The sequence below is a fragment of the Amycolatopsis mediterranei genome, assembly GCF_026017845.1.
GTDB lineage: Bacteria > Actinomycetota > Actinomycetes > Mycobacteriales > Pseudonocardiaceae > Amycolatopsis > Amycolatopsis mediterranei.
Genome location: NZ_CP100416.1, coordinates 1,312,420 through 1,336,468 on the forward strand (window position 1 = coordinate 1,312,420; position 24,049 = coordinate 1,336,468).

Below are 24,049 nucleotides of genomic sequence, written 5' to 3' on the forward strand. Positions count from 1 at the left end.
GTCCGGGCCGGCCCAGCCCGGATCGTCGGGCGGCGGACTCGAAGGCCCGTCCAATGCGGCTCACGCGGTTTGTCCTTCGAACGGAGGACACCGCGGATCGATCGTTCGCACCTCGCCCGGTGCGAACCGGGGTGGCTAGGCTGGCCGCCATGCTGAAGGACACCGTGATCAGGACGCGCGGCCTGCGGAAGAAGTACCGGGACGCCGTAGCGCTCGACGTCGTGGATCTCGATGTCGAACAGGGCGAGATCTTCGCGTTGCTCGGCCCGAACGGCGCCGGCAAGACGACGCTGACCGAGATCCTCGAGGGCTTCCGCGACCGGGACGCCGGGGAGATCGACGTGCTCGGCGAGGATCCCGGCAAGGCGAGCCTCGCCTGGCGCACGCGGGTGGGCGTGGTCCTGCAGAACTCGCAGGACTACGCGCAGCTGACGGTGCTCGAGGTGCTCACGCACTTCGCGTCGTTCTACCCGGACGCGCGGCGCCCGGCCGAGCTGGTCGACGCGGTCGGGCTGAGCGGCCACGAGCACAAGCGGGCCGTGCAGCTCTCCGGCGGCCAGCGGCGGCGGCTCGACGTGGCGCTCGGCCTGGTCGGCCGTCCGGAGCTGCTCTTCCTCGACGAGCCGACCACCGGCTTCGACCCCGAGGTGCGGCGGCAGTTCTGGGACCTGGTGGCGGGTCTGCGCGAAGAGGGCACCACGATCCTGCTGACCACGCACTACCTCGACGAAGCCGAGCACCTGGCCGACCGGGTCGGGGTGCTGAGCAAGGGCGCGATCGTGGACGTCGACACGCCGGCGCGCCTCGGCGGACGGCACCTGCTCGAGGCGGTCGTGTCCTGGACCGACGCCGACGGTCCGCACGAGGTGCGGAGCCCGAACCCGACGCGGACCGTGCTGGAGCTGGCCGCGCGGTTCGGCGACGACATCCCCGGCCTCGCCGTCCGGCGGCCGACCCTCGAAGACGTCTACCTGAGCATGATCGGAGCAGCCGGTGACTGAGACGAAAGCCGCGGACCGGGCGGTCCGGCTCCCCGTGCCCGCGTGGCGGATCGGGCTGGCGCGCGGCTCGCTGGAGATCAAGCAGTTCTTCCGCGAGAAGGGCCAGGTGATCTTCACCTTCGCCCTGCCGGTGATCATGCTGGTGCTGCTGGCGAGCATCTTCCGGGGCCGGATCGGCGACACCGGCGTGGACGCCCAGCAGATCTACGTCACCGGGATGCTCGGAGTCGGCATCCTGTCGACCTCGTTCCAGAGCATGGTGCTCCAGGTGGCGGGCGAGCGCGCGAACGGCACGCTGAAGCGGCTGCGCGGCACGCCGATGCCGCGCAGCGCCTACTTCGTGGGCAAGATCGCGGTCGTGCTGGTGTCCAGCCTCGGCCAGGCGGTGGTGCTGCTCGGGGTCGGCACCCTCTTCTTCGGCCTGCACCTGCCGTCCGATGCGGCGCACTGGCTGACGTTCCTGTGGGTCTACGTGCTCGGCATCGTCGCGTGCACGCTGCTCGGCCTCGCCTATTCGAGCGTGGTGCCCGCCGCGAGCGCGGGCGCGATGGTGTTCCTGCCGGTGATCACCCTGCAGTTCATCTCCGGCGTGTTCATCCCGTTCAACCAGCTGCCCGACGTGCTGCAGAAGATCGCCGCGGTGTTCCCGCTCAAGTGGCTCTGCCAGGGCATGCGCTCGGTGTTCCTGCCGGACGCCTTCCAGCAGTACGAGCCCGGGATGTCCTGGGGGCACGGGCGGGTCGCGCTGGTGCTCGCCGGGTACGGCGTGCTTGGGTTGGTCCTGTGCCTGACGACGTTCCGCTGGAAGGGTCGCGACGACGGGTGAAGGCTCCGGTGACATCCGCGGAGAAGGACGCCAGCGGGCAGGGCTGGCTGCTGCGGATCCTGCTGGGGTGGCACGCGTCCTTCGCGCTGATGGGGGTCGTGCTCGTCGTGCTCGCCGCGTTCGAGCGCGACCCCTGGTTCGTCTACGCCGTGGTCGCGCTCATCGGCGTCGCCTACGCCGTGGTGGGCGCGCCCGCGCTGGGCGGCACGGCGCCGGCCGGGTACGGCTGGCTCTTCCTCGCGCTGGCTTTCGCCGGGACGCTGGGGATGGTGGCCGTCGACGGGCTGATGTCGATCGCCTTGTACGTGCTCCTGCCCGCGGCGTTCGCCTTGCTGCAGCCCATCCGGATCGCGGTGTGGGCCTGCCTCGCCGTCACCCTGGCGAGTGATGTCCTGATCCTCGGCCGGCGCGGCTGGACGCCGGGCGCGGTTTCCGACGTTGCCGTGCAGACCGCGACCGTGTGGCTGTTCGCACTGCTCGTGGGCTTCTTCGTGACCCAGCTGCTCACCGAGAACCGGCGGCGGGGGGAGCTGATCGCCGAGCTGGAGAACGTCCGCAGTGAACTGACCGAGTCCTACCACGAGGCGGGCGTCCAGTCCGAACGCTACCGGCTCGCGCAGGAGATCCACGACACGGTCGGGCAGGGCCTGACCAGCCTGCTGATGCTGATCCGCGCGGCCGACGCGGCCATCCCCGCCGACCCGGAGCGGGCGCACGAACGGCTCGCGCTGGCGCAGAAGACGGCGACGGAAAACCTGGCCGAAGTGCGCGCCGTGATCAGCGCGTCCGGGCCCGCCGGGCTGAGCGCGTCGCCGCTCGACGTGGCGATCGGCAAGGTCGTCGCCCGGCTGGGGCAGGAGCTGGGCATCGAAGCGAGCGCGGAAGTGCTCGGCGAGCCGCGGGCGCCGTCCACCGACGTCCAGGTGGTGCTGCTGCGCGCGGTGCAGGAGGCGCTGGCCAACGTGCGCAAGCACGCCCACGCCACCCGCGTGCGCGTGCGGGTCCGCTACCACGCCCGGTCGGTGCAGCTGGAGGTCGCCGACAACGGCCGCGGCTTCGTGACCGGCGGTCCTTCGGGCTTCGGCCTGGCGGGGATGCGCGCGCGGGTCGAGCAGGTCTCCGGCATGATGACGGTGTCCAGCACGCCCGGTTCGGGCACGACGATCAAGATCGAGGTCAGCTGTTGAGCATCCGGATCGTGCTCGCCGACGACCACCCGGTGGTGCGCGCGGGCCTGGTCGGGCTGCTCGCGATGGAGGCGGACTTCGAAATCGTCGGCGAGGCGGCCGACGGGGCCGAGGCGGTCGCCGTGACCGCCGCGCTCCGGCCGGACGTCGTGCTGATGGACCTGCGGATGCCGGAACTCGACGGGGTCGCGGCGACCGCGCGGATCGTGGCCGAGGTGCCGGGCTGCCGCGTGCTGATCCTGACCACCTACGACACGGACCAGAACATCGTGCACGCCGTCGAGGCGGGCGCTTCGGGTTACCTCCTCAAGGACGCGACCCCCGAGGAGCTGGCGGCGGCGGTCCGCGCCGCGGCGGGCGGGGAAACCGTGCTGTCCCCGGCGATCGTCGCGAAACTGGTGAACCACCTGCGCAGTCCCGCCCCGGCGCCGGCCGAGCCGGAACTGCTCACCCCGCGCGAAACCCAGGTGCTGCGGCTGGTGGCCCGGGGGCTGACGAACGCGGACATCGGCCGGGAGCTGCACATCAGCGAGACGACCGTGAAGACGCACCTGGTGCGGATGTTCGCCAAGCTCGAGGTCGGCGACCGCACGGCGGCGGTCACGGTCGCGATGCAACGGGGCGTCTTCCCCGGCTGAGTACATTGAGGACCGTCGCCACGCCCTGTATTCGAGGGTGATTCGAGTTCCCCCGGCGAGGGTGGGCACCTGAACTTCTTCCGAAGGAAGGTGCACCGGTGGTGACTTCTCCCTCCACTCTCGTTCAGCGGGACATGCTGGACCGGTTCCTGGAATCGGCGGCCACGCTGAGCACGCCGACGCTCGGCGGGCACGGTGAAGTCACCGCCTGGCTGGCCGAACGGACCGCGCGCGGCAGCTTCACGACCGAGGCGATCCCGTTCGCCGAGCTGGACGGCTGGTCGTTCGACCCGGACACCGGCGACCTCGGCCACCGCTCCGGCGGCTTCTTCACGATCCGCGGTCTCGACGTGCACGACCCCGCCGGCGTCGTGCCGGCGTGGACGCAGCCGATCATCCACCAGCCCGAGGTGGGGGTGCTCGGCATCCTGGTCAAGGAGATCGACGGGGTGCTCTGCCTGCTGATGCAGGCGAAGATGGAGCCGGGCAACGTCAACGTGATCCAGCTTTCCCCGACCGTCCAGGCCACCCGCAGCAACTTCCTGCGCCTCCACGGCGGCGCGGCGACCAAGTACCTGGAGCACTTCACCGAACCCGGCCGCGGCACCGTGCTCGTCGACGTGCTGCACTCGGAGCAGGGTGGCCGGTTCTTCCGCAAGCGCAACCGGAACATCATCGTCGAGACCACCGAGGACGTGCCGCTGCACGAGGGCTTCCGGTGGTTCACCCTCGGCCAGGTCCACGAGCTGCTGCGGCAGGACAACATGGTCAACATGGACAGCCGCACCGTGCTGGCCTGCCTCCCGATGAACGCCACCGCCCGGCCGCCCGAGCGGCGCGCGGGCGAGCTGGGCCCGGCGGTCGTCGCGTCCTTCCGGCAGGACCCCGAACCCGCCGGCCTCCAGAACTGGCTCAACCACGTCAAAGGCGACTGCGAGCTCACCGCGGAACTCGCGCCCCTGCGGTCGGTCGGCCGCTGGCACCGGGACGAGCGGGTGATCGCCCACGAGGAGGGCCGCTACTTCGAGGTCGTCGCGATGTCGGTCACGGCCACCGGCCGCGAGGTCCGCAGCTGGACCCAGCCGCTCATCGCGCCGTGCGGCACGGGTCTGGTCGCCTTCGTGGCCAGCCGCGCCCGCGGGTACCTGGAAGTGCTGCTGCAGGCCAGGGTCGAGGCGGGCACGCCCGACATCGTCGAACTGGGCCCGACCGTGCAGTGCATGCCGGACAACTACCTGCACCTGGCGCCGGAACGGCGTCCCGCGTTCCTGGACCACGTGCGCACGGTGCAGGGGAAGGACGTCAAGTACGACGTCGTCCTCTCGGAGGAAGGCGGCCGGTTCTACCGGGCCGAGAACCGGTACCGGATCGTGGAGGTCGCCGACGACGTCCGGTTCGCCGCGACCCCGCCGGGCTTCCGCTGGGCCAGCCTCGCCCAGCTGTCGGCGCTCATCCCGCACAGCGGCTACCTGAACGTCGAAGCGCGCAGCCTGCTGGCCTGCATGCGCGCCCTCTGCTGACCCCGGCACGGCACTGCCACGTGAAAAGTGCCCACCTCGCCGACGCTGCCGACCAGGAGGTCGAACCCGTGTTCCCCGAACGGCTCGAACGTGCTGTCTACGGGCTGTACGTCACGCACGCGGTGCAGCTGGCCTGCGCCCACGGTGTGTTCGACGCCCTGCTGCCCGCGCCCGCACCGTCCACCGTGGTGGCCGAAAAGCTCGGGCTCGACCGGGAGACCCTCCACCGGATCCTCGTGGTGCTCGGTGGAGCGGGCCTACTCGAGTCCGCAGTGGACGGCTGGGTGGTGCCCGCCGACCTCCGGCCGTTCGTCGACTCCGGCGCCGAGGACTACCTGGGCGGGTTCGTCACCCACCTGGTCGAGAGCACGGCCGGGCGGATGGGCGAGGTGGCGGGCTTCCTCGAACGGGGCAAGCCGGACGGCACCCGGCCGTTCGACGCGCTCTACCACGACGAGGCCGCGACCGAGCGGTTCCTGCAGGCCATGTGGGACCTCAGCCACGGCGTCTCGGCGGAGCTGGCCGCACTGTCCGAATTGGACACCGCGACGCACCTGGTCGACGTCGGCGGGGCGAGCGGCCCGTTCGCGGTGGCCGCGCTGCGGGCCGCGCCGTCGCTGACGGCCACGGTGTTCGACCTGCCGGCGGTCGGCCCCGCCGTCGCCCGCACGCGCGAGCGCTTCGGCCTCGCCGGACGGCTCGGGTTCACGCCCGGTGACTTCTTCCGCGACCGGCTGCCCGAGGGTGACCGGATCGCGTTCGGCTACATCCTGTCCGACTGGGCCGACGGGACGTGCGCCGAGCTGCTGGCCGCCGCGCGCCGCGCGTGCCGGCCCGGTGGGCTGGTGCTGATCATGGAGCGGCTGTTCGACGACGACGGCGTCGGCCCGCTCGCCACCGCGGCGATGAACCTCTCCATGCACGTCGAAACCGAAGGCCGGCACCGCAGCGCCGCGGAATACGTCGAGCTGCTGACAGCGGCCGGCTTCCACGGCTGCGAGGTCCGGCGCGGCACCCGCGACAAGCACCTCGTGCTGGGCCGGGCGTGATGGCCGCCTTCACCGGGGTCTGCGCGGACATCGTCGCGGCCCAGCGAAGAGCCGGCCGGTTCGCGCTCACCACCGCCGAACGGGACCTTTTCGGACGGTGGCACGAGGAAGCCGCCGCCGAGCCCACCGAAGCGAACCTGCCGTTGCGGTTGCTGACCCGGCCGTTCAGCCCGCGGCCGATTCCGGAGTACTACCGCTACACCAGCCTGCACGTCCACGACTGGTTCCTGGCGGACGCGCCCGACCCGGTGGCGGCCGCGGCCCTGGCGCTGCGGCTCACATTGGCCGACCTGCTCGACCTCGAGCGCCGGGCGCTGCCGGAGCTGCCGTACCTCGCCGAGCGCGTCGAGCTGCTGACCGGGCTGACCGCGCGCGTCGCCGACCTGCCCGCGACCCCGCGCAGCCGGGTGGGGGAGCTGCCGGTGGACGAAACGCGGGCGTTCCTGCTGCTGGGCTGTTCGGGCTTCCCGCAGTCCGACAAGCACGAGGAGCACGTGTTCCTCAGGTCCGTGCAGGCCTGTGAGCTGGTGTTCTTCCTGGTCCGGCGGCTCGCCCTGCCGGCCGGGTCGGCGTTCCGGCTGCGTCAGCTCGGCCTGTTCGCCGACCTGCTCAACGGCATCTTCGAGGTGCTGACCACGCTCACACCGGAGCGGTTCATGTCGTTCCGCGCCGAGACGGGTGACGCCAGCGCCGTGCAGTCGATGAACTACCACCTGATGGAACTGGTGGTGCACGGCCACGATCCGCGCCGCGAGGAGATCTTCGCGCGCTTCCCGCACTTGTCGTGCCTGCGCGGCGAACCGCACGTGGAGGTGCAGCCGCTGCGCCGGGTGGTGGCCGGACTGGGCCGTCCCGAGCTGGACGAGCTGTGCGCGGTGGCCGAGCGCGTCCTGCTCGTCTGGCGCGGCCGGCACTACGGCTTCGCCCGCAAGTACCTGCCCGACAGCAAGGGCTCGGGTGGCACCGACGGCTGGGCGTACCTGAAGCGGTTCGTGACGAAGAACGCGCCGCCGGTGCCGGAAGTCGACCTCGCGGCGTTCGCTTGCCTGTGACCGGTTTCCGGCCTTGCGCGGCCCGGTCCGGCCACGGCCGGTACCCGACCGGAGGGGCCGGCTCGGGCGAGCCGGCCCCTCCGGTCGGGCGGAGCGCGGTCAGCGGCCCCGGCGCATCCGGATGCTCGCGGCCACCCAGATGAACAGCACCAGCACGACGATCGCGGCCCCGATGCCGATCAGCGCGCCCGAGTCGACCGCGCCGGTCACGTAGAGGATCACCCAGACCAGGGCGAGCGGCATCGCGGAGCCCAGAACGGCGCCTGCGGGAAAGCGCTTGGCGGGTGTGGTGCCCTCGCGCCGGGGATTGCTCATGGTGCACTCCTTCTTCGTTTTCGGGGGTTCGGGTGGCGGAGCCCCCGGCCCGGGGCGAAGCCCCGGTTGTCACAGGGAATTCACTGGATCTGCCGGACGTCCGGGTGGGGATCATCCTGCCCCGGCTCCGAACCGGACGGCAACCGCGCGCCACCCGTTCTGGACGCCGGTTCGAGCGGCCACCCCGACGCTCGGAGCGCTGTCGGCGGCCGGGATCGGAGGATGAACGTCACGTGCGCGTGCTGATCACGACGTGGAACTGGAACACCCTCTACTTTCCGCTGGTGCCACTGGCCTGGTCCCTGCGGGCGCAGGGCCACGAGGTCGTGGTCGCCACCCAGCCGGGACTCGCCGGTACCGTGCTGCGTTCGGGCCTGCCCGCCGCCGCGGTGGGCGAGAGCGTCGACGCCGGCGCGATGATGGGCGGCTTCCTGCGCCGGCTCGCCGACGCCGAAGGCGTGAACCCGCCGCACTGGCGCGACATGCACCGCCACGGCACCCAGAACTGCCGGCTCGGCGTGGCCGCGTGCTGGACCATGATGGACGGCCTGCTGGACTTCGCCCGGCGCTGGCGCCCGGACGTGGTGCTGTACGAGGCCTGGACCTACGCGGGCCCGATGGTGGCCGACCTGCTGGGCGTGCCCGCGATCCGGCACACCTGGGGCATCGACTACGCCGGGCTGTTCCGGGAGTTCGAAGCCGAAGCGCTCGCCGAGGTGCGGGCGCACTGGGGCCTCGACGAGGTCCCGTCGCTCGCTGCCGTCAGCGTCGACCCCTGCCCGCCGCAACTGCAGATCGCGTCGCCGGGCTCCCGCCTCCTGATGCAGTACGTGCCGTACAACGGCCCCGGAGTGCTGCCGGACTGGCTCCACGAGCCGAGCCCGCGCAAGCGCGTCTGCGTCTCCTGGGGGACGTCGTCGGGCCGGTTCGACCGCAAGATGGTGGTGACCGGCCAGGTGGTCCGCGCGGTCGCCGGGCTCGACGTCGAGGTCGTCGCCGCGGTGACCGCCGCGGACGCCGACCTGATCGGCGAGCTGCCCGCCAACGTCCGGGTGGTGTCCGGGGTCCCGTTCAACGCCCTGCTGCCGCGGTGCGACCTGGTGATCTCGCACGCCGGGCTCGGCACGGTGATGACCGCACTGGCGTCCGGCACCCCGCAGCTGCTGGTGCCCCAGATGACCGACACCGCGCTCAACGCCGAACTCCTGGCGGAGAACGGCTGTGGCGAGTTCGTGCTGCCCTCGGACGCGACCGACGAGGTCCTGCGCGAGAAGGCCGCCCGGATGCTCGGCGACCCGGCCTTCTCGGCGGCGACCGCGAGCGTGCGCGACGCGATGCGGCAGCTGCCGACGCCCAACGAGATGGCTGCCCACCTGACCTCCCTGACCTCTTCCATGGTCTGAACCACTTTCCGGGAAGGTGCCGGTCACGGCTTGCTGGGGGGAGAAGCGCGTGACCGGCACCGGGCTCACGGCGGGTCAGCCGAACGTGATCGAGACGCCGGCGCCCTCGGTACCGGTGTTGCTGGTGTCGGCGGAAGCGATCACGCAGTGCGCGGTCGCGCAGTCCACGGTGGTCCCGGCCGCGCCGGTGCTGAGATCGACCGCCTGGAACGCCTGGTGCACGGTCAGCTTCGCGGCCAGCGTGCCGTCGGCGCCGGCGACGGTCGCCACCAGCGCCGCCTTGTCGCACGCCCGGCCGGCCGGCTGGGCGGCGTCGCACTCCAGCAGGACGATCGTCGAGCCGGCGGTGTAGCCGGTTCCGGACACGTCCACGACCTGCCCGTCGGCGAGGTCGCTGCTCGGGCTCGCGGCCAGCGCCGGGGCCGCGGGCGCGGCCGAGGCCGTGGCGGCTCCGGTGCAGGCGAGGGCCACGGCGAACCCGGCGGCCACGACCGCTTTCGTTCCGATCGGGGTGCGAGCGGACATGAAGTGGTTCCCTCCGGATGGTTCGGCGATGCGGACGAGGTCGATTCTGTCCCGGTGCGCGCGGATCTTGCGAGGTGCTAACGATCGACTTCCCAGGTCCTTCGACCGGACGACGCCCGCGGTCGCACGGTCGACCCACCCGCGGTCGACCAGGACTCCAACGAGCCCGCATACCTTGCTCACGACGTGCACCGCGCTGGTTGACGGGGGGAGATCCGTGGGGAAGGACAACGCGAAGCGATCGGCACTCGCGTCCGTGCTCGAGGTGGCGTCGTCGCTGCTCGGCGAGCCGGTCGCCCCCGGCGACAACCTGTTCGACCTCGGCGCGACCTCGCTCGTCGCGATCAAGCTGGCCAACCGGCTTTCGGTGCGCCACGACGTCGACGTCCCCGCGGCCCGGGTGCTGCGCGCGCAGACGCCGGCGGCGATCGCGGCGGTCGTCGACGCCCTGCCCGTCCGGGAATCGGCCGGGACCGCCGAAGGCCGGTGGGACTACGGGCTGCCCCTGAGCCAGTTCATGGCCTACCGGGTCGCGTTGGACGACCCGCGCGACGACGCCCACCTGCTGCGCCGGCTGTACTGGCTGGAGGGCGAGCTCGACACCGGTGCGCTGGCCGGCGCCCTCGACGTCGTCACGTCCTGGCACGACGCACTGCGCACGCGCATCCTCGCCGGCCCGCGGCCGGTGGTGGACCCGCCCGGCTCGGTGGGCCCGGTGTGCACCGTCGGGACCGGCACGGCCGCCGACGCCCGCCGGTTCCTGCTCCGCGATTTCGACCTGGCGAACGAGATCCCGATCCGGGCCCGGCTCGCCGAGCTCGGCGACCGCCGCTTCCTGCTCGCGATTTCGGTGCACCACACCGCCTACGACGGCTGGTCGGAGCAGATCCTGCTGCGGGACCTCGCCACCGCCTACACCGCGCTGGCCGCCGGGGAACCGCCCGCCGAGCGACCGCCGACCTCGTACTACCGCGCCATCGCCGTCCAGGAAAGCCGTCAGGCCGCCGAGCTCCGCGGGGCTCGGCGCTATTGGCGGGAGCAGCTGGCCGGCGCCACGGCCTTGCCGTTCGGCGGCGCCCGGGACGACGTCGGTCCGGGCGTCGCCGTCCCGGTGCCCCTTCCCGGCGGGCGGAGCGCCACCGCCGCGGAACTGCTGGCCGCGTACGCCGGCGCGCTGCACGACGTCACCGGCGCTCGTGACGTCCTGGTCAACGTGCCGGTGGCCGGGCGCTCGGTGCCCGAGGTCGAGAACGTCATCGGCTGTTTCCCGTGGGCGGCGGCCGTGCGGTTCCCGGACGCCGCCGCGCCGGCAGGCGAACTGGTCGAGACCGCGGCGGAGCGGCTGCGGGCCGCCCTCGCGTCCCCGCCGATGCCGATCAGCGCCTTTTACCAGCCGCCGGCCGGTGTGCCGCGATCTCCGTTGCTGCAGGCCACTTTCGAGTTCCACGTCTACGCGGTGGCGAAGTTCGGCCTCCCCGGCGTGCGGTGCACGGGCCGGGAACGGCTGAGCGCGGCGAAGACGTGGCACGACGTCGCGCTGGAGGTCTGGCCGGAGCCCGAGGCCCGCGCCCAGCTGCGGTACCGCACGGACGTGCTGAGCGACGGCGAGGCCCGGCGGCTTGCCACGGCGTGGACAAGACGGCTGCAGCGGCGCGACCTCGGTGTCGGCGCGGCCGCGCACTGAGCCGCCGACGGCGTCCGTCCCGTTCCGGAACCGACAGGAGAGGTGCACATGCCCGGTACGAGCATCGCGCGCTGGACGCGGCCGGCGCAGCCGCGGGCCCGGCTGGTCTGCCTGCCGTGGGCGGGTGGCGGGGCCGGGCCGTTCCGCGAGTGGCGGCACCTGGTGCCCCCAGACACCGAACTGCTGGCCGTGCGCTGGCCCGGCCGCGAAAGCCGGCTCGACGACCCGCCGCCCGCCGATCTGGCCGCGGCGGTTTCGGGCCTCGCGGACGACCTGCACGCCCTGCCCGATCTGCCGACGGTCCTGTTCGGACACTGTTCGGGCGGCCTGCTCGCCTTCGAGCTGGTCCGCGAGCTGCGGCGGCGCGGCGGGGAACTGCCCGGACGGCTCGTGGTCGCCTCCTGCGAAGCGCCCGGGCGGCTGACCGGCCCCCGCCCGATCGGCGACCTCCGCACCGAGCTCGCCGGCAACGGCGTCACCGATCCGCGGATCCTGGGCGATCCGGACCTGCTCGCCGTGCTCGCGCCGCCGGTGCTCGCCGACCTCGCGCTCAGCCGGTCCTATGCGTACGAGAGCGAGCCGCCGCTACCGGTGCCGGTCACCGTCGTGGCCACCGAGGAGGACCTGGCGGCCACGCCGGCGCGGTGGACGGACTGGCAGCGCGAGACGACCCGGCCGCTGCGGCTGGCCGGCGTCCGCGCGCGGCAGCTCTTCCCGAACGGGGCCTGGTCCGAGCTGGCCGGCCTGGTGTCCGAGGAGCTCCCGTGCCCGCGACGGTGATCGAGCAGATCGCGGACCGCGCGAAGGAGGCGCCCGGCGCGCTCGCGCTGGAGTGCCGGGGCACCCGGGTGAGCTACGGCGAACTCGTGGCCCGGGTCGACGCGCTCGCCACCACGCTCGACGTGGCCCCGGGCCGGCGCGTTGCGGTTTGCGCACCCCGCGGCATCGAAGCGGTGATCGGGATACTGGCCGTGCTGCGGGCCCGTGGCGCCTTCGTCCCGGTCGACGTCACCCTGCCCGAGGCCCGGGTCGCGCACCAGATCGAAGACTCCGGCGCCGTGGCCGTGCTGGCGACCGCCGGCCACCCACCGGTGGCCGGCGTGCCGGTGCTGCCGCTCGCGTCCGCGGCCCCCACCGGGCCGTTGACTTCGTTTCCCGAGCCGCGCGACCTGGCGTATGTCCTGTACACCTCGGGCTCGACCGGGAAGCCCAAGGGCGTCGAGGTCGAGCACGCCGGGCTCACCAACTACGTCGGCTGGGCCGCGCGCACGCTTCCCCGCGCGGCGGCCGGGAGCATCCTGCATTCGCCGCTGTCGTTCGACTTCTCCTTCACCAGCCTGTTCGTCCCGCTCGTCCGCGGTGAGTCGATCACCCTGCTGCCGGAAGGCGCCGGATTCGGCGAGCTGCTGTCGGCGATGGAGCGTCCGCACGGCTTCGTCCGGCTCACGCCGACGCACCTGCGCCTCCTGCTGCCCGAGGCGCACGGACGGTGGTTGCGCAGTGCCGCCTACGTCATCGGCGGGGAAGCCCTCCCGCCCGATCTCCTGCGGTCCTGGGCCGGGGTCGCGCCGGATGCCCTGCTGTACAACCACTACGGCCCGACCGAGGGCGTGGTCGGCCGCTGCGTGTTCGCGATCGACGCGGCCCGGGCGCGGTGCTGGCCGGACACGCCGGTGCCGATCGGCCGACCGATCGACGGCACCGAGATCCGGCTGCTCGACGCCGACGGCGCCCCGGTCCCGGACGGCGCCACCGGCGAGATCTGGCTGGGCGGCACCGGCATCGCCCGCGGTTACCTCGGCCGTCCCGGCCTGACCGCCGAGCGCTTCACCGACGGCGGCTACCGCACCGGCGACGCCGGACGGCGGCTGCCGTCGGGCGATCTCGTGTTCGCCGGCCGGCTCGACGACCAGGTCAAGATCCGCGGGTACCGGGTCGAGCCCGCCGAGGTCGAGATCGCGCTGGCCGGGCACCCGGCCGTGGCACAGGCCGTCGTCACGGCCGAGACCGACCCGGCAGGCGACGTCCGTCTCGTCGCGACCGTCGTCCCGGACGGGCCACCACCGACGGCGGCCGAGCTCCGCGGGTACCTCGCCGGTACGTTGCCCCCGTACTGCGTGCCCGCCGTGATCCGCACCGCCACCGCGCTGCCCGTCAACCGCCGCGGCAAACTCGACCGCCGGGCCCTCGCCGCGCCGGTGTTCGAGGGGACGCCGGGTGACCGGCTGGCGGGGATCTGGCGGTTCCTGCTGGAGCTGGACGAAGTCGCCGAGGAGGACAACTTCTTCGACCTCGGCGGCACGTCGTTGCTGGCGGTCCGGGTCGCGGAGCTGGCTGCCGGTGCGGGGATCCCGCTCACCCCCACGGCGGTGCTGCGGCACCAGACCCTCGGTGCGTTGACGGCGCTGATCAGCCCCGTGTCCACGAGCCCGGGGCGGTGAAGCTCTCCCGCACCCAAGCAGGCGCCGTCCGGGCGCCGGCGCCGCGCGCGGACGCGCGCGCCCGCGGACGCGGCCAGGTCCATCTCCAGCCGCTCGCGGACGGTCAGCTTTCCCTTGGCGTGCTGCTGTTCGGTGGCGCCCGGCGAGGGGCCGGCGAGCAGGTCGCTTCGTGCCGCCGCCAGCTCCGCGACCCGTTGCCGCAGGTCGCGCCGGAGCCCGGCGGGGGACGGCTCGTGGCTGGTACTGAGCCGGCCAAAAGTAGGCCGACCCCCAGACGGCACGTAACTGTTGCTGCGAAAGTCATCGGCCGTGGCTGGGGGTCGGGTCAGTACCGATCGGCACAGTACCCATGCCGGCGATGCTTGGACTCCGCTCGGACGGGGTTTGAGCCATCTTCCACGAGCCGCTGGCACAGTGTGCCCTCCGTGCACCAGGTTTGGAGAGACCGTGAAAGGCATCATCCTCGCCGGCGGGACCGGCTCGAGACTGCACCCGATCACCCAGGCGACGTCGAAACAGCTGCTTCCCGTGTACGACAAGCCGATGATCTATTACCCGCTCTCGGTGCTGATGCTCGCGGGCATCACCGAAATCCTGCTGATTTCGACGCCCGAGGACCTCCCCAGCTTCCGCCGGCTGCTCGGCGCCGGTGAGCAGTTCGGGCTGAACATCGAGTACGCGCTCCAGTACCAGCCGAACGGCCTCGCCGAGGCGTTCGTCATCGGCCGCCGCTTCGTCGGCGATTCCCCGGTCGCGCTGATCCTGGGCGACAACCTGTTCCACGGCCCGGGCTTCTCCGGCGTGCTCGAGCAGGCCAAGTCCGATTTGGACGGTTGCGTCCTGTTCGGCTACCGGGTGAAGGACGCGCACCGCTACGGCGTGGCCGAGGTCGACGCGGCGGGAAACCTGCTTTCCCTGGAGGAGAAGCCGGCCCGGCCCCGGTCGGACCGGGCGGTCACCGGACTGTACTTCTACGACAACGACGTGCTCGACATCGCCGCCTCGCTGAAGCCGTCCGCGCGCGGTGAGCTGGAGATCACCGACGTCAACCGCCGGTACCTGCAGCAGCACCGCGCGCGGATGGTCGACCTCGGCCGGGGTTTCGCCTGGCTGGACACCGGCACCCACGATTCGCTGCTGGAGGCCGGTCAATTCGTGCGCGTGATCGAGGACCGCACGGGTGTCCGCATCGCCTGCGTCGAGGAGATCGCCCTGCGCATGGGCTACATCGACGCCGCCCACTGCCACGCCCTGGGGGAGAAGCTCGCGAAGTCGAGCTACGGCGAATACGTGATGAGCGTGGCGGAATCGATGTCCGTGGCGCCCTGAGCGTCGTGGCGCGGTGAGCGAAAGGCTTCCCGAGATGACTGCAACTCCCGACGTCGACGTCCTCATCGTGGGCAGCGGCCCGGCGGGCGCCACCTACGCGCGGACGATCGGCGACGCGGTGCCGGGTGCCCGGATCCTGATGGCCGAGGTCGGTCCGCGGCTGCCGGGACGGCGTGGCGAGCACACGCACAACCTGCCGCGTGCCGAGCGGCGGGCCGCGGAACTGCTCACCCAGGGACCGGACGCCGGGATCGAGCGGGCGACGGCGCTGGCCGGCATCGCCGAGGGCGCCGACCCGTCGATGGAGTTCCGGCAGGTCGTGCTGCCCGGCCTGTTCTTCGTGGACCCCCGGCCCGTGCTCGCCGACGGTGAGGTGGGGCTGCCGGCCGCCAGCATGGCGAGCGGTGTCGGCGGGATGGGCGTCCACTGGGCCGGGGGATGCCCGCGCCCGCGGCAGTCCGAGCGCGTCCCCTGCATCGCGACCGGAGAACTCGACGCCGCGCTCGACCACGCGGAAGCCCTGCTCGGCGTGACGGCTTTCGGCAGCGACCAGGGCGTCGCCGGTGCTCTGCGCAAGAGGATGGCCGAGGCGTTCGAGGGGCCGGGCCTGCCACCGGTGGGCTTCATGCCGATCGCCGCCCGGTGGGACGGCGCCGAGCTGCGCTTCTCGGGCACCGGCGCGATCCTCGGCGACCTCGAGGAGACCGCACCCGGTTTCGAGCTGCGCGCGGAGACGCTGGCGCGCCGGGTCGTCGTCGAGGACGGGGTCGCCACCGGGGCCGAGCTCGAGGACCGGCGTACGGGCGAGGTGTCGGTGGTCCGGGCCCGGCACGTCGTCGTCTGCGCCGACGGTCTGCGCACCCCGCAGGTCCTGTTCGCCTCGGGCGTGCGCCCGCCCGCGCTGGGCCGCTACCTCAACGACCACCTGCAGATGGTGTCCTTCGTCCGCCTCGACGACGCTTTCGTGGGCGGCGAGGCGGCCGGCATCGAGGGCCTCGGCTACGTCCTGATCCCCTTCTCCGACGACCGGCCCATCCAGGGCGGCGTGATGTCGATCGCGAACTCGCCGTACGGGTTCGGCGCCGGCGGGCGCATCGACGACCGGCTCGGCGTCGTCAGCTGGTACGGCGCCAAGGACCTGCAGCGCAGCGACGCCGTCGAGTTCAGCGAAACCGAGACCGATCACTACGGCATGCCGCGCATGTCCATCCGCTACTCGCACACCGCCCGCGACCTCGAAACGATCGAGGCCATGCGCGGCCTCTCCCACCGGAGCGCGGAGCTGGTCGGCACCCTCGCCGAAGAGCCCGCCTTGGCGGCCGGCGGCGCGTCACTGCACTACCAGGGCACCGTCCGCATGGGAGCGACCGACGACGGGCGCTCGGTCTGCGACCCCGACCTGAAGGTCTGGGGCGTGCGGAACCTGTACGTCGGCGGCAATGGCGTCATCCCGACCGCGACCGCGTCGAACCCCACGCTCACCACGGTCGCGCTGGCTTGGCGGGCGGCGACGCGGATCGCGGCCGAACTCGGCGGCGATCCGCGTCCCTGAGTCAGCGGACGTGGGTCCCGGCGGTGAGTTCCTCAATTGTCCCGCTGGGGGAATGCGCTTCTCGTTCCGCGTGGTGCCGTTCCACGGGGTTGCCCTTTCCGGTGCCCGGCCCGTCGGACAGGTGCTGCCGACCACGCGAAAGGTAAAGATGAATTAATGTATATGAATCACATGTTTTGAATCCGTCGAGAAAACTTCACTCCAACGGCTGATTGGCGTCGTCTCGAGGCGCGTTAGATTTCGTCTGCGGCTCCGGATTCCCGGGCAGGCTGACTTGAGCGCCTCTTGCAGGCTGCCTGGGGGAAGGTTCCGATGCCCGGTTTGTTCGTCGGCGCGCACAAAAGATCCGTTACCTGGCTTTCGCTCCGATTTGCCCGAGTTCTCACCCTTCTCTTGAGCGTGGTCGCCCTGACGGCCGGCGTGGTTTCGCCCGTACCGGCGCTGGCGTCGCCCGCCGCGAGGCCTGGTCCCGCGGCGCCGGCGAAACCGGCCGACTTCGGTTCGAACGCGGCGAACTCCGCGGACATCGCCGTCGACGGATGGGGTGACGCGCAGGGCTACCACCTCGAAGCCGGCCGGGAGAGCAGCGGGTTCGCCTGGCGTGAAGCCGCGCTGATCCATCCCGCCGGTTTCGACGACTCCTCCTGGACCGGCTACCAATGCCTTTCCGGCGACGGCCGGTTCGCCGCGCTGGCCATCCTGCCCGCTTCCGCGGTGAACATCCAGGACGCCCGCGACCACGGGGCCTTCGCCTACTCCGTCGACCTCGCCTCCGGCACGGTGCACGCGCTCGCCGGCGGCGTCGGGCTGAAGTACTACTCGCCCGGCTGCGGGGCCGGGGACGAGGCCGTGTTCACCGTCGCGATCGACCAGCAGACCAAGCTGCTGACCGCGGACCTCGCCGCGGGGAAGATCACCGGCTCGGTCACCGCGCCCGGGCAGATCACTTCGGCCGTGCCCACCCGGACCGGCATCGTCGGTGCCGCGGGCAACCGGCTGGTTTCCGTGCCCGCGATGGGAAGCCCGGCCGTCATCGCCTCCGTCACCGGTGCGGTGTACGACGTTCGCCCCTCGGCCGACGGCGGCGTGAGCTTCCTGCACACCGCACCCGGCGCCAAGGTCGCGACCGCGGCCCACGAGCACGGCGGTGCCGTCACGACCCTCGGCACCGGTGACCTCACCCGCGTGCAGCTGTCCCAGGGTCGCGCCGGGCACGCCATCCTGTCCGGCGCCACCGCGGCCGACGCCGGGGTGCTGGCCGCGGCCGGCATCACGGCGGTCGGGGACACCCCTCTCGCCCGGGGAGCTTCGACGGCATCGCTCGACGGTGACGCGCTTCTCGGGCCGGACGCCGATGGGCAGAAAACCACCACCGCCGTGCTGGCGACGAAGACGGGCAAAGTCTTCTCGCCGGCCGTCCCGCCGAGCTCCGCCCGGGCCGCCACGGCGGTCCCCACGTACTCGGCGGCTCCGGGAACCACGGGGCAGTCACCGCACGCGAACCGCCTGAGCCCGAAGGCCGACGCGGCTCCGGCGGCCAACGCCGCGCCGAACACCACGCAGGCGCAGTCGCCGAAGTGCGCGGTGCCGCCGCTGAACGCCAACCGCCAGGTCATGCAGCCGAACCCGGCGCAGGTCAACTGGGCGGTGCAGCTGGCCGAGCAGGGCCTGCTGACCGGCAGCGCGTACACGCGCCCGGCGAACTTCGCGAACATGGGACTCGTCGGGTACGCACCCAACAGCGACTTCCCGCTGATCCCGCTCTCGCACCCGTCCGGGGGCACGAACACCGTGCCGCGGTCGATCTTCGAGGGCATCATGGCCCAGGAGTCGAACTGGTCCCAGGCGTCGTGGCACGCCCCGGCCGGCACCGCGGGCGACCCGCTGATCGCCAGCTACTACGGCGCCGGCGGCGACATCGTCTCCATCAACTACGCCGCTTCCGACTGCGGGTACGGGATCAGCCAGGTCACCGACGGCATGCACATCGGTGACCACTCCCTGTCCGAGCACGGTCAGTGGAAGGTCGCGGTCGACTACCAGGAGAACATCGCCGCCGGCCTGCAGATCCTGGAGAGCACCTGGAACCAGCTGTACGCGGACGGGATCACCGCGAACAACGCCGACCCGCGCTACCTGGAGAACTGGTACTTCGCGGCCTGGGCGTACAACTCCGGCATCCAGCCGAACGCGGCCAACGGCAACACCACCGGCTGCACGCCCGGGCCGTCCTGCACCGGCCCGCACGGCACCTGGGGCCTGGGCTGGACGAACAACCCGGCCAACCTCGATTACCCGCCCAACCGCGACCCGTACCTGCAGGACACCTACGCCGACGCGGCCCACCCGGCGAGCTGGCCGTACCAGGAGCGTGTGCTGGGCTGGACCGCGAGCCCGCTGATCCGCTACGGCAGCCCGGCCTACCCGAAACCGACGTACAACGGCGGCCAGCACTGGGTCCAGCCCGCGCCGTACACCGCGATGTGCGCCCTGTCGGCCAACCAGTGCGACCCCAACGCCACCAACACGTCCAACCCCGGCGCCAGCCACTGCATGCTCGACGACTTCCAGTGCTGGTGGCACAACCCGGTGACGTGGATCCCCACCTGCGCCACGACGTGCGCGACGAGCCCGTACGCGGTGTCGGGCGGGTCCGAACCGGCGAACCCGACGCAGAACCCGCCGACGTGCGGCCAGGACACCTCGAAGGTGCCCAGCGGTTCGATCATCGTCGACGACGAGCCGAACCGGCTCAACCTGCAGGGCTGCGGGTCGGCGAACTGGTCGGACAACGGCACGTTCAGCTACACCTACGGCACCAGCTCCGCCGGCGACCCGATCGGCGCGATCGACACCCACCAGCTCGGTACCGGCCTCGGCGGCCGCGTCCTGTTCTCCCACACCGAGAACGGCTCGAACCCGGCGCTCATCAACACCGGGGTGTGGACGCCGAACCTGCCTTCCCTGCAGTACTACAAGGTCAAGCTGCACCTGCCCGGCCTCGGCGCCCAGGCGACCAACGTCGTCTACAACATCAACCCCGGCGGCGGGGTCTCCCCGTGGAAGATCCGGGTCAACCAGGCCTGGAACTCCGAGCAGTGGGTCACCATCGGCACGTTCGCCATGCAGAACGGCGGCAACGTCACCCTGACCAACAACGGCAGTTCGGTCGACCAGGGCGGCTTCGGCTACTCCGACTTCGACGTGGCCTTCGACGCGGTCGCGTTCGTGCCGCAGGGCGGCACGCCGGGCCAGCCGATCGGCGGCCCGGTGGGCGTCATCGACGCCCCACGGGGATCCAACCCGGCCTTCATTGCCTGCGGCTGCGCGCGGCGGACCGCGGGTGACCCGGTCGACACGTCCACCGGCTACTTCGGCCAGGAGTTCACCGACCTGACGACGCCGGGTCGCGGCATGCCGCTCAGCTTCACCCGCAGCTACGCCGAGGGCATCGCGGATCCCAACGGCCCCAACGGATCCCTCGCCGTCGACGGGCCCTTCGGCCGCGGCTGGACGGACTCGTACAACCTCAACGCGACCACCGCCGCGAACGGCAACGTGACGATCACGCAGGAGGACGGCTCCCAGGTCGCCTTCGTCGACTCGTCCGGTACGTACACGACGGCCGTCCCGCGCTTCGACGCCGTGCTGGCGAAGAGCGGCTCCAGCTACGTCTACACCCGGCGCGGCCAGGAGATCTTCACCTTCGACGCCGCCGGCGGCCGGCTCACCGCGGAGACGGACCTCGCCGGCAGCAAGGCGAACCCGCCGTACCAGACCAGCCTGGCCTACGACGGCGGCGGCCACCTGTCGACCGTCACCGACCCGGCCGGCCGCCAGTACACGCTGACCTGGACCGGTGCTCATGTCACCGGTCTGGCCGACACCGCCGGACGCACGGTCTCGTACGTCTACGACACCGACGGCGACCTCACCGACGTCATCGACGTGGGCGGCGGGCATTCCCAGTACAGCTACAACTCCGCGCACCTGATGACCGCCATGCGCTCGCCCAGGAACTACGGCGGGGCGGCGGGCGCGGTCACGTCGATGGTCTACGACAGCGCCGAGCGCGTCACCAGCCAGACCGACCCGAACGGCCACACCACCACCTTCGGCTACCAGTCCGGGGGCCAGGTGCTGGTCACCGACCCGGCCGGCCACCGGACACTGGACACCTACCAGAACGGCCTGCTGGTCTCGGAGACCAAGGGCTACGGCACGCCCGACGCGGGCACCAGCAGCTACACCTACGACCCGGTGACGCTGGGCGTGACGACTTCCACCGACCCCGACGGCAAGGTCCAGACGTTCACCTACGACGACCACGGCAACAAGACGTCGGCGTCGAACGCGCTCGGGTCCACCACCAACTTCGCCTACGACACCAACGACGACCTGGTCGAGACGATCGACCCCAACGGCGTCGCCACGGTCACCACCTACGACCCGAACACGCTGCAGCCGGCCTCCACCACCGTCACCCAGGCCAACAACGTCGTCGAGTCCACCACCGGCAACTTCGGGCCCGCACCCACCCGCACCGCGAAGTCGTTCTACGACGACGCAGCGCACCCGGCCGACCTGACCCGGTCCGTGGACGCCAACGGCAAGACCACCACCACGACCTACGACGCCTTCGGCGACAAGTCGACAGTCACCGACCCGGCCGGCGACAAGACCCAGTACGGCTTCGACACCGCCACCGGCTGGACGACCTCGGTCACCCAGGCGAGCGGCAAGACCACCACCTTCGACCGGGACCCGTTCGGCTCGGTCACCAAGACCACCGACCCGCTCGGGCACGTGACCTCGGCGACCTACGACGCCGACGGGAACAAGACGTCCACAACGGACGGCAACGGCCGGGTCACCGGCTACGCCTACGATCCGGCCGGCCGGATGGTGAAGGTCACCCAAGCCGACAACACCACGCAGGTCGCCGACTACAACCCCGACGGCACCGTTTCCGGCTTCACCGACGGCCTCGGCGGCAAGACCGGCTACGGCTACGACGGCCAGGGGCGCCGCACCGTGCGCACCGACCCCGGCAACCGGGCCACCACAACGCACCTGGACGCGGCAGGCCGGATCTCCTCGGTGACCGACGCCGCCGGTCGCAGTACCGGCTTCGGCTACGACGACGCCGGCCGGCCCACCTCGGAAACCTTCTCCGACGGCGTGACGCCGAACGTCGGCTACACCTACGACCAGGTCGGGCAACGGCTGTCCATGACCGACGGCACCGGCAAGTCGACCTGGGCGTACGACACCTTCGGCGAGATCGTGGCGCAGACGCAGGGCTCCGGCGCGAGCGTGTCCTTCGGCTACGACAGTGCCGGCAACCAGACGTCGATCACCTATCCCGGCCACGCCACGCCGGTGGCCCGGACGTTCGACAACGCCGAGCGGCTGAAGACCGTCACCGACTGGGACGGCAACACGACCACCTTCGGCTACACCCCGGACGGCCAGGTCGCGAGCACCGCCTACCCGGACGGCGTCACCGTCGCGAACTCCTACGACGACAACGATCTGCTGACCGGGACCACGGCCGGTCCGGCCCTGTCGGCGAGCTACGGGCGGGACCCGGTCGGCCAGGCCTCGTCCCGCACGGTCTCCGGTGTGACGCAGAACTTCGGCTATTCACCGCGGGAGCAGCTCACCTCGGCCGGGTCGACCGGGTTCGCCTACGACGCCGCCGGCAACCCGGTCACCGTCGGCGGGACGACCCAGACCTTCGACGCGGCCGGCCAGCTCACCGCCGACACGTTCGACGTGCTGGGGGAGCGGACCAAGGCCGGTACCACGACCTACGGCTACAACCAGGCCGGGCAGCTCACGTCGTACACCGGGGCGAACTCCGCCGCCTACGCCTACAACGGCGACGGGATGCGGACCGGCAAGACCGTCGGTGGGGTCACGACGACCTTCGTGTGGGACAGCGCCCCGACGCAGAACCTCCTGTCCGACGGGGTGAACAGCTACCTGTACGGGCCGGGCGGGCTGCCCATCGAGCAGATCGGCGCCGCGAGTTTCTGGTTCGTGCACGACCAGGTCGGCTCCACCATCGGGCTGCTCGACTCGACCGGCGCGGTGGCCGCGACCTACTCCTACAGTCCGTACGGAACGGTCACGGCGACCGGCAGCGCCGGCACCCCGCTGCGCTACACCGGCCAGTACACCGACGCCGAGTCGGGCCTGGTGTACCTGCGAGCCCGCTACTACGACCCCGCGACGGCGTTGTTCCTGACGCTGGACCCGATGGTCGACACCACCCGGGCGCCGTACGCCTACGCCGGCGACAACCCGGTCAACTACACCGACCCCACCGGCAAGTGCAGCTTCTGGAGCTGCCTCGGCGCGGGACTGATGGTCGCCGGCATCGCCGCGGCGGCGGTCGGCTGCTTCGTGCTGGAGCCGTGCGGCGGCCTGGCGCTGGCCGGGGCCGGGGCCGTGTCGGCGGGCGCGGGCATGACCATGTTCGGGATCGGTGCGGTGTCGGCGGCGGCGGGCGCGGCGATGGTCGCCTCCGGCGGTTCCGGGCCGAACTGGGACTTCGACGATTCGGGTGACGGAGACGCCGGTCCGTCCAAACGGCAGCAGTCACAGGACGACGCGCACCATCCGGACAACATGGACCACGTGTTCCGGCCGAAGCGCAACGACCACAAGCTGGGGCCGTTGGTCGACAGCTGCGGCAGCGAGGACCAGGCGATGACCGACATGATCGACAGCATCGGTGACGTGCCGGACGGCATCTACGGCAAGGGCAACGAGATCGAGCGTATGGTGAACGGGCACTTGGTGCACATCAGGGGCAGGATGATGGACGGCGTCTTCAAGATCGGAACGGCTTACACCCCATGACCTCGGTTGAACGGGAAGCGGCCCGGCTGGAAGACCTCCTCCGGGCCGACCCCGCGAACACCGCGGCGGCGCTGGACCTGGCGCAGCTGTCCTTGTTGCCACTGCGCGACGACGAGGAGGCGGACCGGCTCGCGCTGGACGTGCTGGTCCGCGAGCCCGGCCAACCGCGCGCTGTGTTGCTGCACAGCTACGTTTGCCTGCATTACTGGCTCCTCGACGAGAACATCGCCGAGGCGGCGGCCATGCTCGCCGGGGTGATCGACCGAGGCGAGGAGCTGGGTGCGGCGCCGATGCTGCTCGACCAGGCACGCCGCCGGCTGGACCCGAAGCTGCCGCCCGACATCGCCCTCCTGCGGCTCTCGGTGTCGGCGGAGCCGGCGTGGGTGTTGAACCACCAGAGGCTGGCCTGGGCCCTGCACGCGGCCGGCGACGACGCCGGCGCCCGCCGAGAGTACGAAGCGGCGACCGCGAGCGTCTTGGACGCGAGCGTCGAACTGGACCCGGTGACGGAGTCGTTCCACGATTGCTTCACCGGTCGCACGGTCACGGTGGATTGGCTGATCAAGGATCGCGAGCGCGTGTTGGGGCGGTGAACCGCGCGGAGGGACAACTCATCCCTCATCGACCGTGCGCTTGCTCATTCCGTCCGTCGGGTCC

Annotated in this window: 17 protein-coding genes; 15 read left to right on the forward strand and 2 right to left on the reverse strand. The window is 71.8% G+C overall.

Features of this window, described 5'->3' with window-relative positions; genetic code table 11:
* Positions 1–149 precede the first annotated feature (149 nt).
* From ISP_RS06320 to ISP_RS06350, 7 genes are all read left to right on the forward strand, one after another.
* A complete protein-coding gene (locus tag ISP_RS06320; RefSeq protein WP_013227226.1) occupies positions 150–1,001 on the forward strand; it encodes an ABC transporter ATP-binding protein in 852 nt (283 codons plus the stop codon).
* Positions 994–1,827, forward strand: coding sequence for an ABC transporter permease (locus tag ISP_RS06325; RefSeq protein ID WP_013227225.1), 834 nt, complete (start codon positions 994–996; stop codon positions 1,825–1,827). Before ISP_RS06320 ends, ISP_RS06325 begins: the two co-directional genes overlap by 8 nt.
* A gap of 8 nt (positions 1,828–1,835) precedes the next feature.
* Positions 1,836–3,014, forward strand: a complete 1,179-nt coding sequence (locus tag ISP_RS06330; RefSeq protein WP_013227224.1) for a sensor histidine kinase — start codon at positions 1,836–1,838, stop codon at positions 3,012–3,014.
* Complete coding sequence (locus tag ISP_RS06335) at positions 3,011–3,652, forward strand: response regulator (protein ID WP_013227223.1); 642 nt, start codon at positions 3,011–3,013, stop codon at positions 3,650–3,652. The genes ISP_RS06330 and ISP_RS06335 overlap by 4 nt, the downstream gene beginning before the upstream one ends.
* 98 nt (positions 3,653–3,750) lie before the next feature.
* Positions 3,751–5,172, forward strand: a complete 1,422-nt coding sequence (locus tag ISP_RS06340; RefSeq protein WP_013227222.1) for an NDP-hexose 2,3-dehydratase family protein — start codon at positions 3,751–3,753, stop codon at positions 5,170–5,172.
* Between the two features lie 20 nt (positions 5,173–5,192).
* Complete coding sequence (locus ISP_RS06345) at positions 5,193–6,221, forward strand: methyltransferase (RefSeq protein WP_014467257.1); 1,029 nt, start codon at positions 5,193–5,195, stop codon at positions 6,219–6,221.
* A complete protein-coding gene (locus ISP_RS06350; protein WP_230468383.1) occupies positions 6,221–7,273 on the forward strand; it encodes a tryptophan 2,3-dioxygenase in 1,053 nt (350 codons plus the stop codon). Before ISP_RS06345 ends, ISP_RS06350 begins: the two co-directional genes overlap by 1 nt.
* 99 nt (positions 7,274–7,372) lie before the next feature.
* On the opposite strand, the gene ISP_RS06355 is transcribed toward ISP_RS06350, so the two are convergent.
* Positions 7,373–7,588, reverse strand: coding sequence for a hypothetical protein (locus ISP_RS06355; protein WP_013227219.1), 216 nt, complete (start codon positions 7,586–7,588; stop codon positions 7,373–7,375).
* Positions 7,589–7,821: 233 nt separating this feature from the next.
* Between ISP_RS06355 and ISP_RS06360 the strand changes: the two genes are divergently transcribed.
* On the forward strand, positions 7,822–8,991 hold the full coding sequence (locus ISP_RS06360) for a nucleotide disphospho-sugar-binding domain-containing protein (protein WP_013227218.1): 1,170 nt from the start codon (positions 7,822–7,824) through the stop codon (positions 8,989–8,991).
* A gap of 75 nt (positions 8,992–9,066) precedes the next feature.
* On the opposite strand, the gene ISP_RS06365 is transcribed toward ISP_RS06360, so the two are convergent.
* Complete coding sequence (locus tag ISP_RS06365; protein ID WP_013227217.1) at positions 9,067–9,516, reverse strand: enediyne antibiotic chromoprotein; 450 nt, start codon at positions 9,514–9,516, stop codon at positions 9,067–9,069.
* 217 nt (positions 9,517–9,733) lie between these two features.
* On the opposite strand from ISP_RS06365, the gene ISP_RS06370 reads away from it, so the two are divergent.
* From ISP_RS06370 to ISP_RS06400, 7 genes are all read left to right on the forward strand, one after another.
* Positions 9,734–11,200, forward strand: a complete 1,467-nt coding sequence (locus ISP_RS06370; RefSeq protein WP_013227216.1) for a condensation domain-containing protein — start codon at positions 9,734–9,736, stop codon at positions 11,198–11,200.
* Positions 11,201–11,248: 48 nt separating this feature from the next.
* The gene (locus ISP_RS06375; protein WP_013227215.1) at positions 11,249–11,980 is read left to right on the forward strand and encodes a thioesterase II family protein; all 732 of its coding nucleotides are present in this window, start codon (positions 11,249–11,251) and stop codon (positions 11,978–11,980) included.
* Positions 11,965–13,641, forward strand: coding sequence for a non-ribosomal peptide synthetase (locus ISP_RS06380; RefSeq protein WP_013227214.1), 1,677 nt, complete (start codon positions 11,965–11,967; stop codon positions 13,639–13,641). Before ISP_RS06375 ends, ISP_RS06380 begins: the two co-directional genes overlap by 16 nt.
* 447 nt (positions 13,642–14,088) lie before the next feature.
* On the forward strand, positions 14,089–14,970 hold the full coding sequence (gene rfbA / locus ISP_RS06385) for a glucose-1-phosphate thymidylyltransferase RfbA (RefSeq protein ID WP_013227213.1): 882 nt from the start codon (positions 14,089–14,091) through the stop codon (positions 14,968–14,970).
* Positions 14,971–15,004: 34 nt separating this feature from the next.
* Positions 15,005–16,522 (forward strand): GMC oxidoreductase, encoded by a 1,518-nt coding sequence (locus ISP_RS06390; RefSeq protein WP_013227212.1) that lies wholly within the window; start codon positions 15,005–15,007, stop codon positions 16,520–16,522.
* A 399-nt stretch (positions 16,523–16,921) separates the two neighbouring features.
* Positions 16,922–23,392, forward strand: a complete 6,471-nt coding sequence (locus tag ISP_RS06395) for an RHS repeat-associated core domain-containing protein (RefSeq protein WP_014467256.1) — start codon at positions 16,922–16,924, stop codon at positions 23,390–23,392.
* The gene (locus ISP_RS06400) at positions 23,389–23,985 is read left to right on the forward strand and encodes a hypothetical protein (RefSeq protein ID WP_013227210.1); all 597 of its coding nucleotides are present in this window, start codon (positions 23,389–23,391) and stop codon (positions 23,983–23,985) included. The genes ISP_RS06395 and ISP_RS06400 overlap by 4 nt, the downstream gene beginning before the upstream one ends.
* Positions 23,986–24,049: the final 64 nt, after the last annotated feature.

Coding starts and splice junctions, on each gene's coding strand:
- ISP_RS06320 (WP_013227226.1), top strand. CDS start 150: ATGCTGAAGGACACCGTGATCAGGACGCGCGGCCTGCGGAAGAAGTAC.
- ISP_RS06350 (WP_230468383.1), top strand. CDS start 6,221: ATGGCCGCCTTCACCGGGGTCTGCGCGGACATCGTCGCGGCCCAGCGA.
- ISP_RS06355 (WP_013227219.1), bottom strand. CDS start 7,588: ATGAGCAATCCCCGGCGCGAGGGCACCACACCCGCCAAGCGCTTTCCC.
- ISP_RS06365 (WP_013227217.1), bottom strand. CDS start 9,516: ATGTCCGCTCGCACCCCGATCGGAACGAAAGCGGTCGTGGCCGCCGGG.
- ISP_RS06375 (WP_013227215.1), top strand. CDS start 11,249: ATGCCCGGTACGAGCATCGCGCGCTGGACGCGGCCGGCGCAGCCGCGG.
- ISP_RS06390 (WP_013227212.1), top strand. CDS start 15,005: ATGACTGCAACTCCCGACGTCGACGTCCTCATCGTGGGCAGCGGCCCG.
- ISP_RS06400 (WP_013227210.1), top strand. CDS start 23,389: ATGACCTCGGTTGAACGGGAAGCGGCCCGGCTGGAAGACCTCCTCCGG.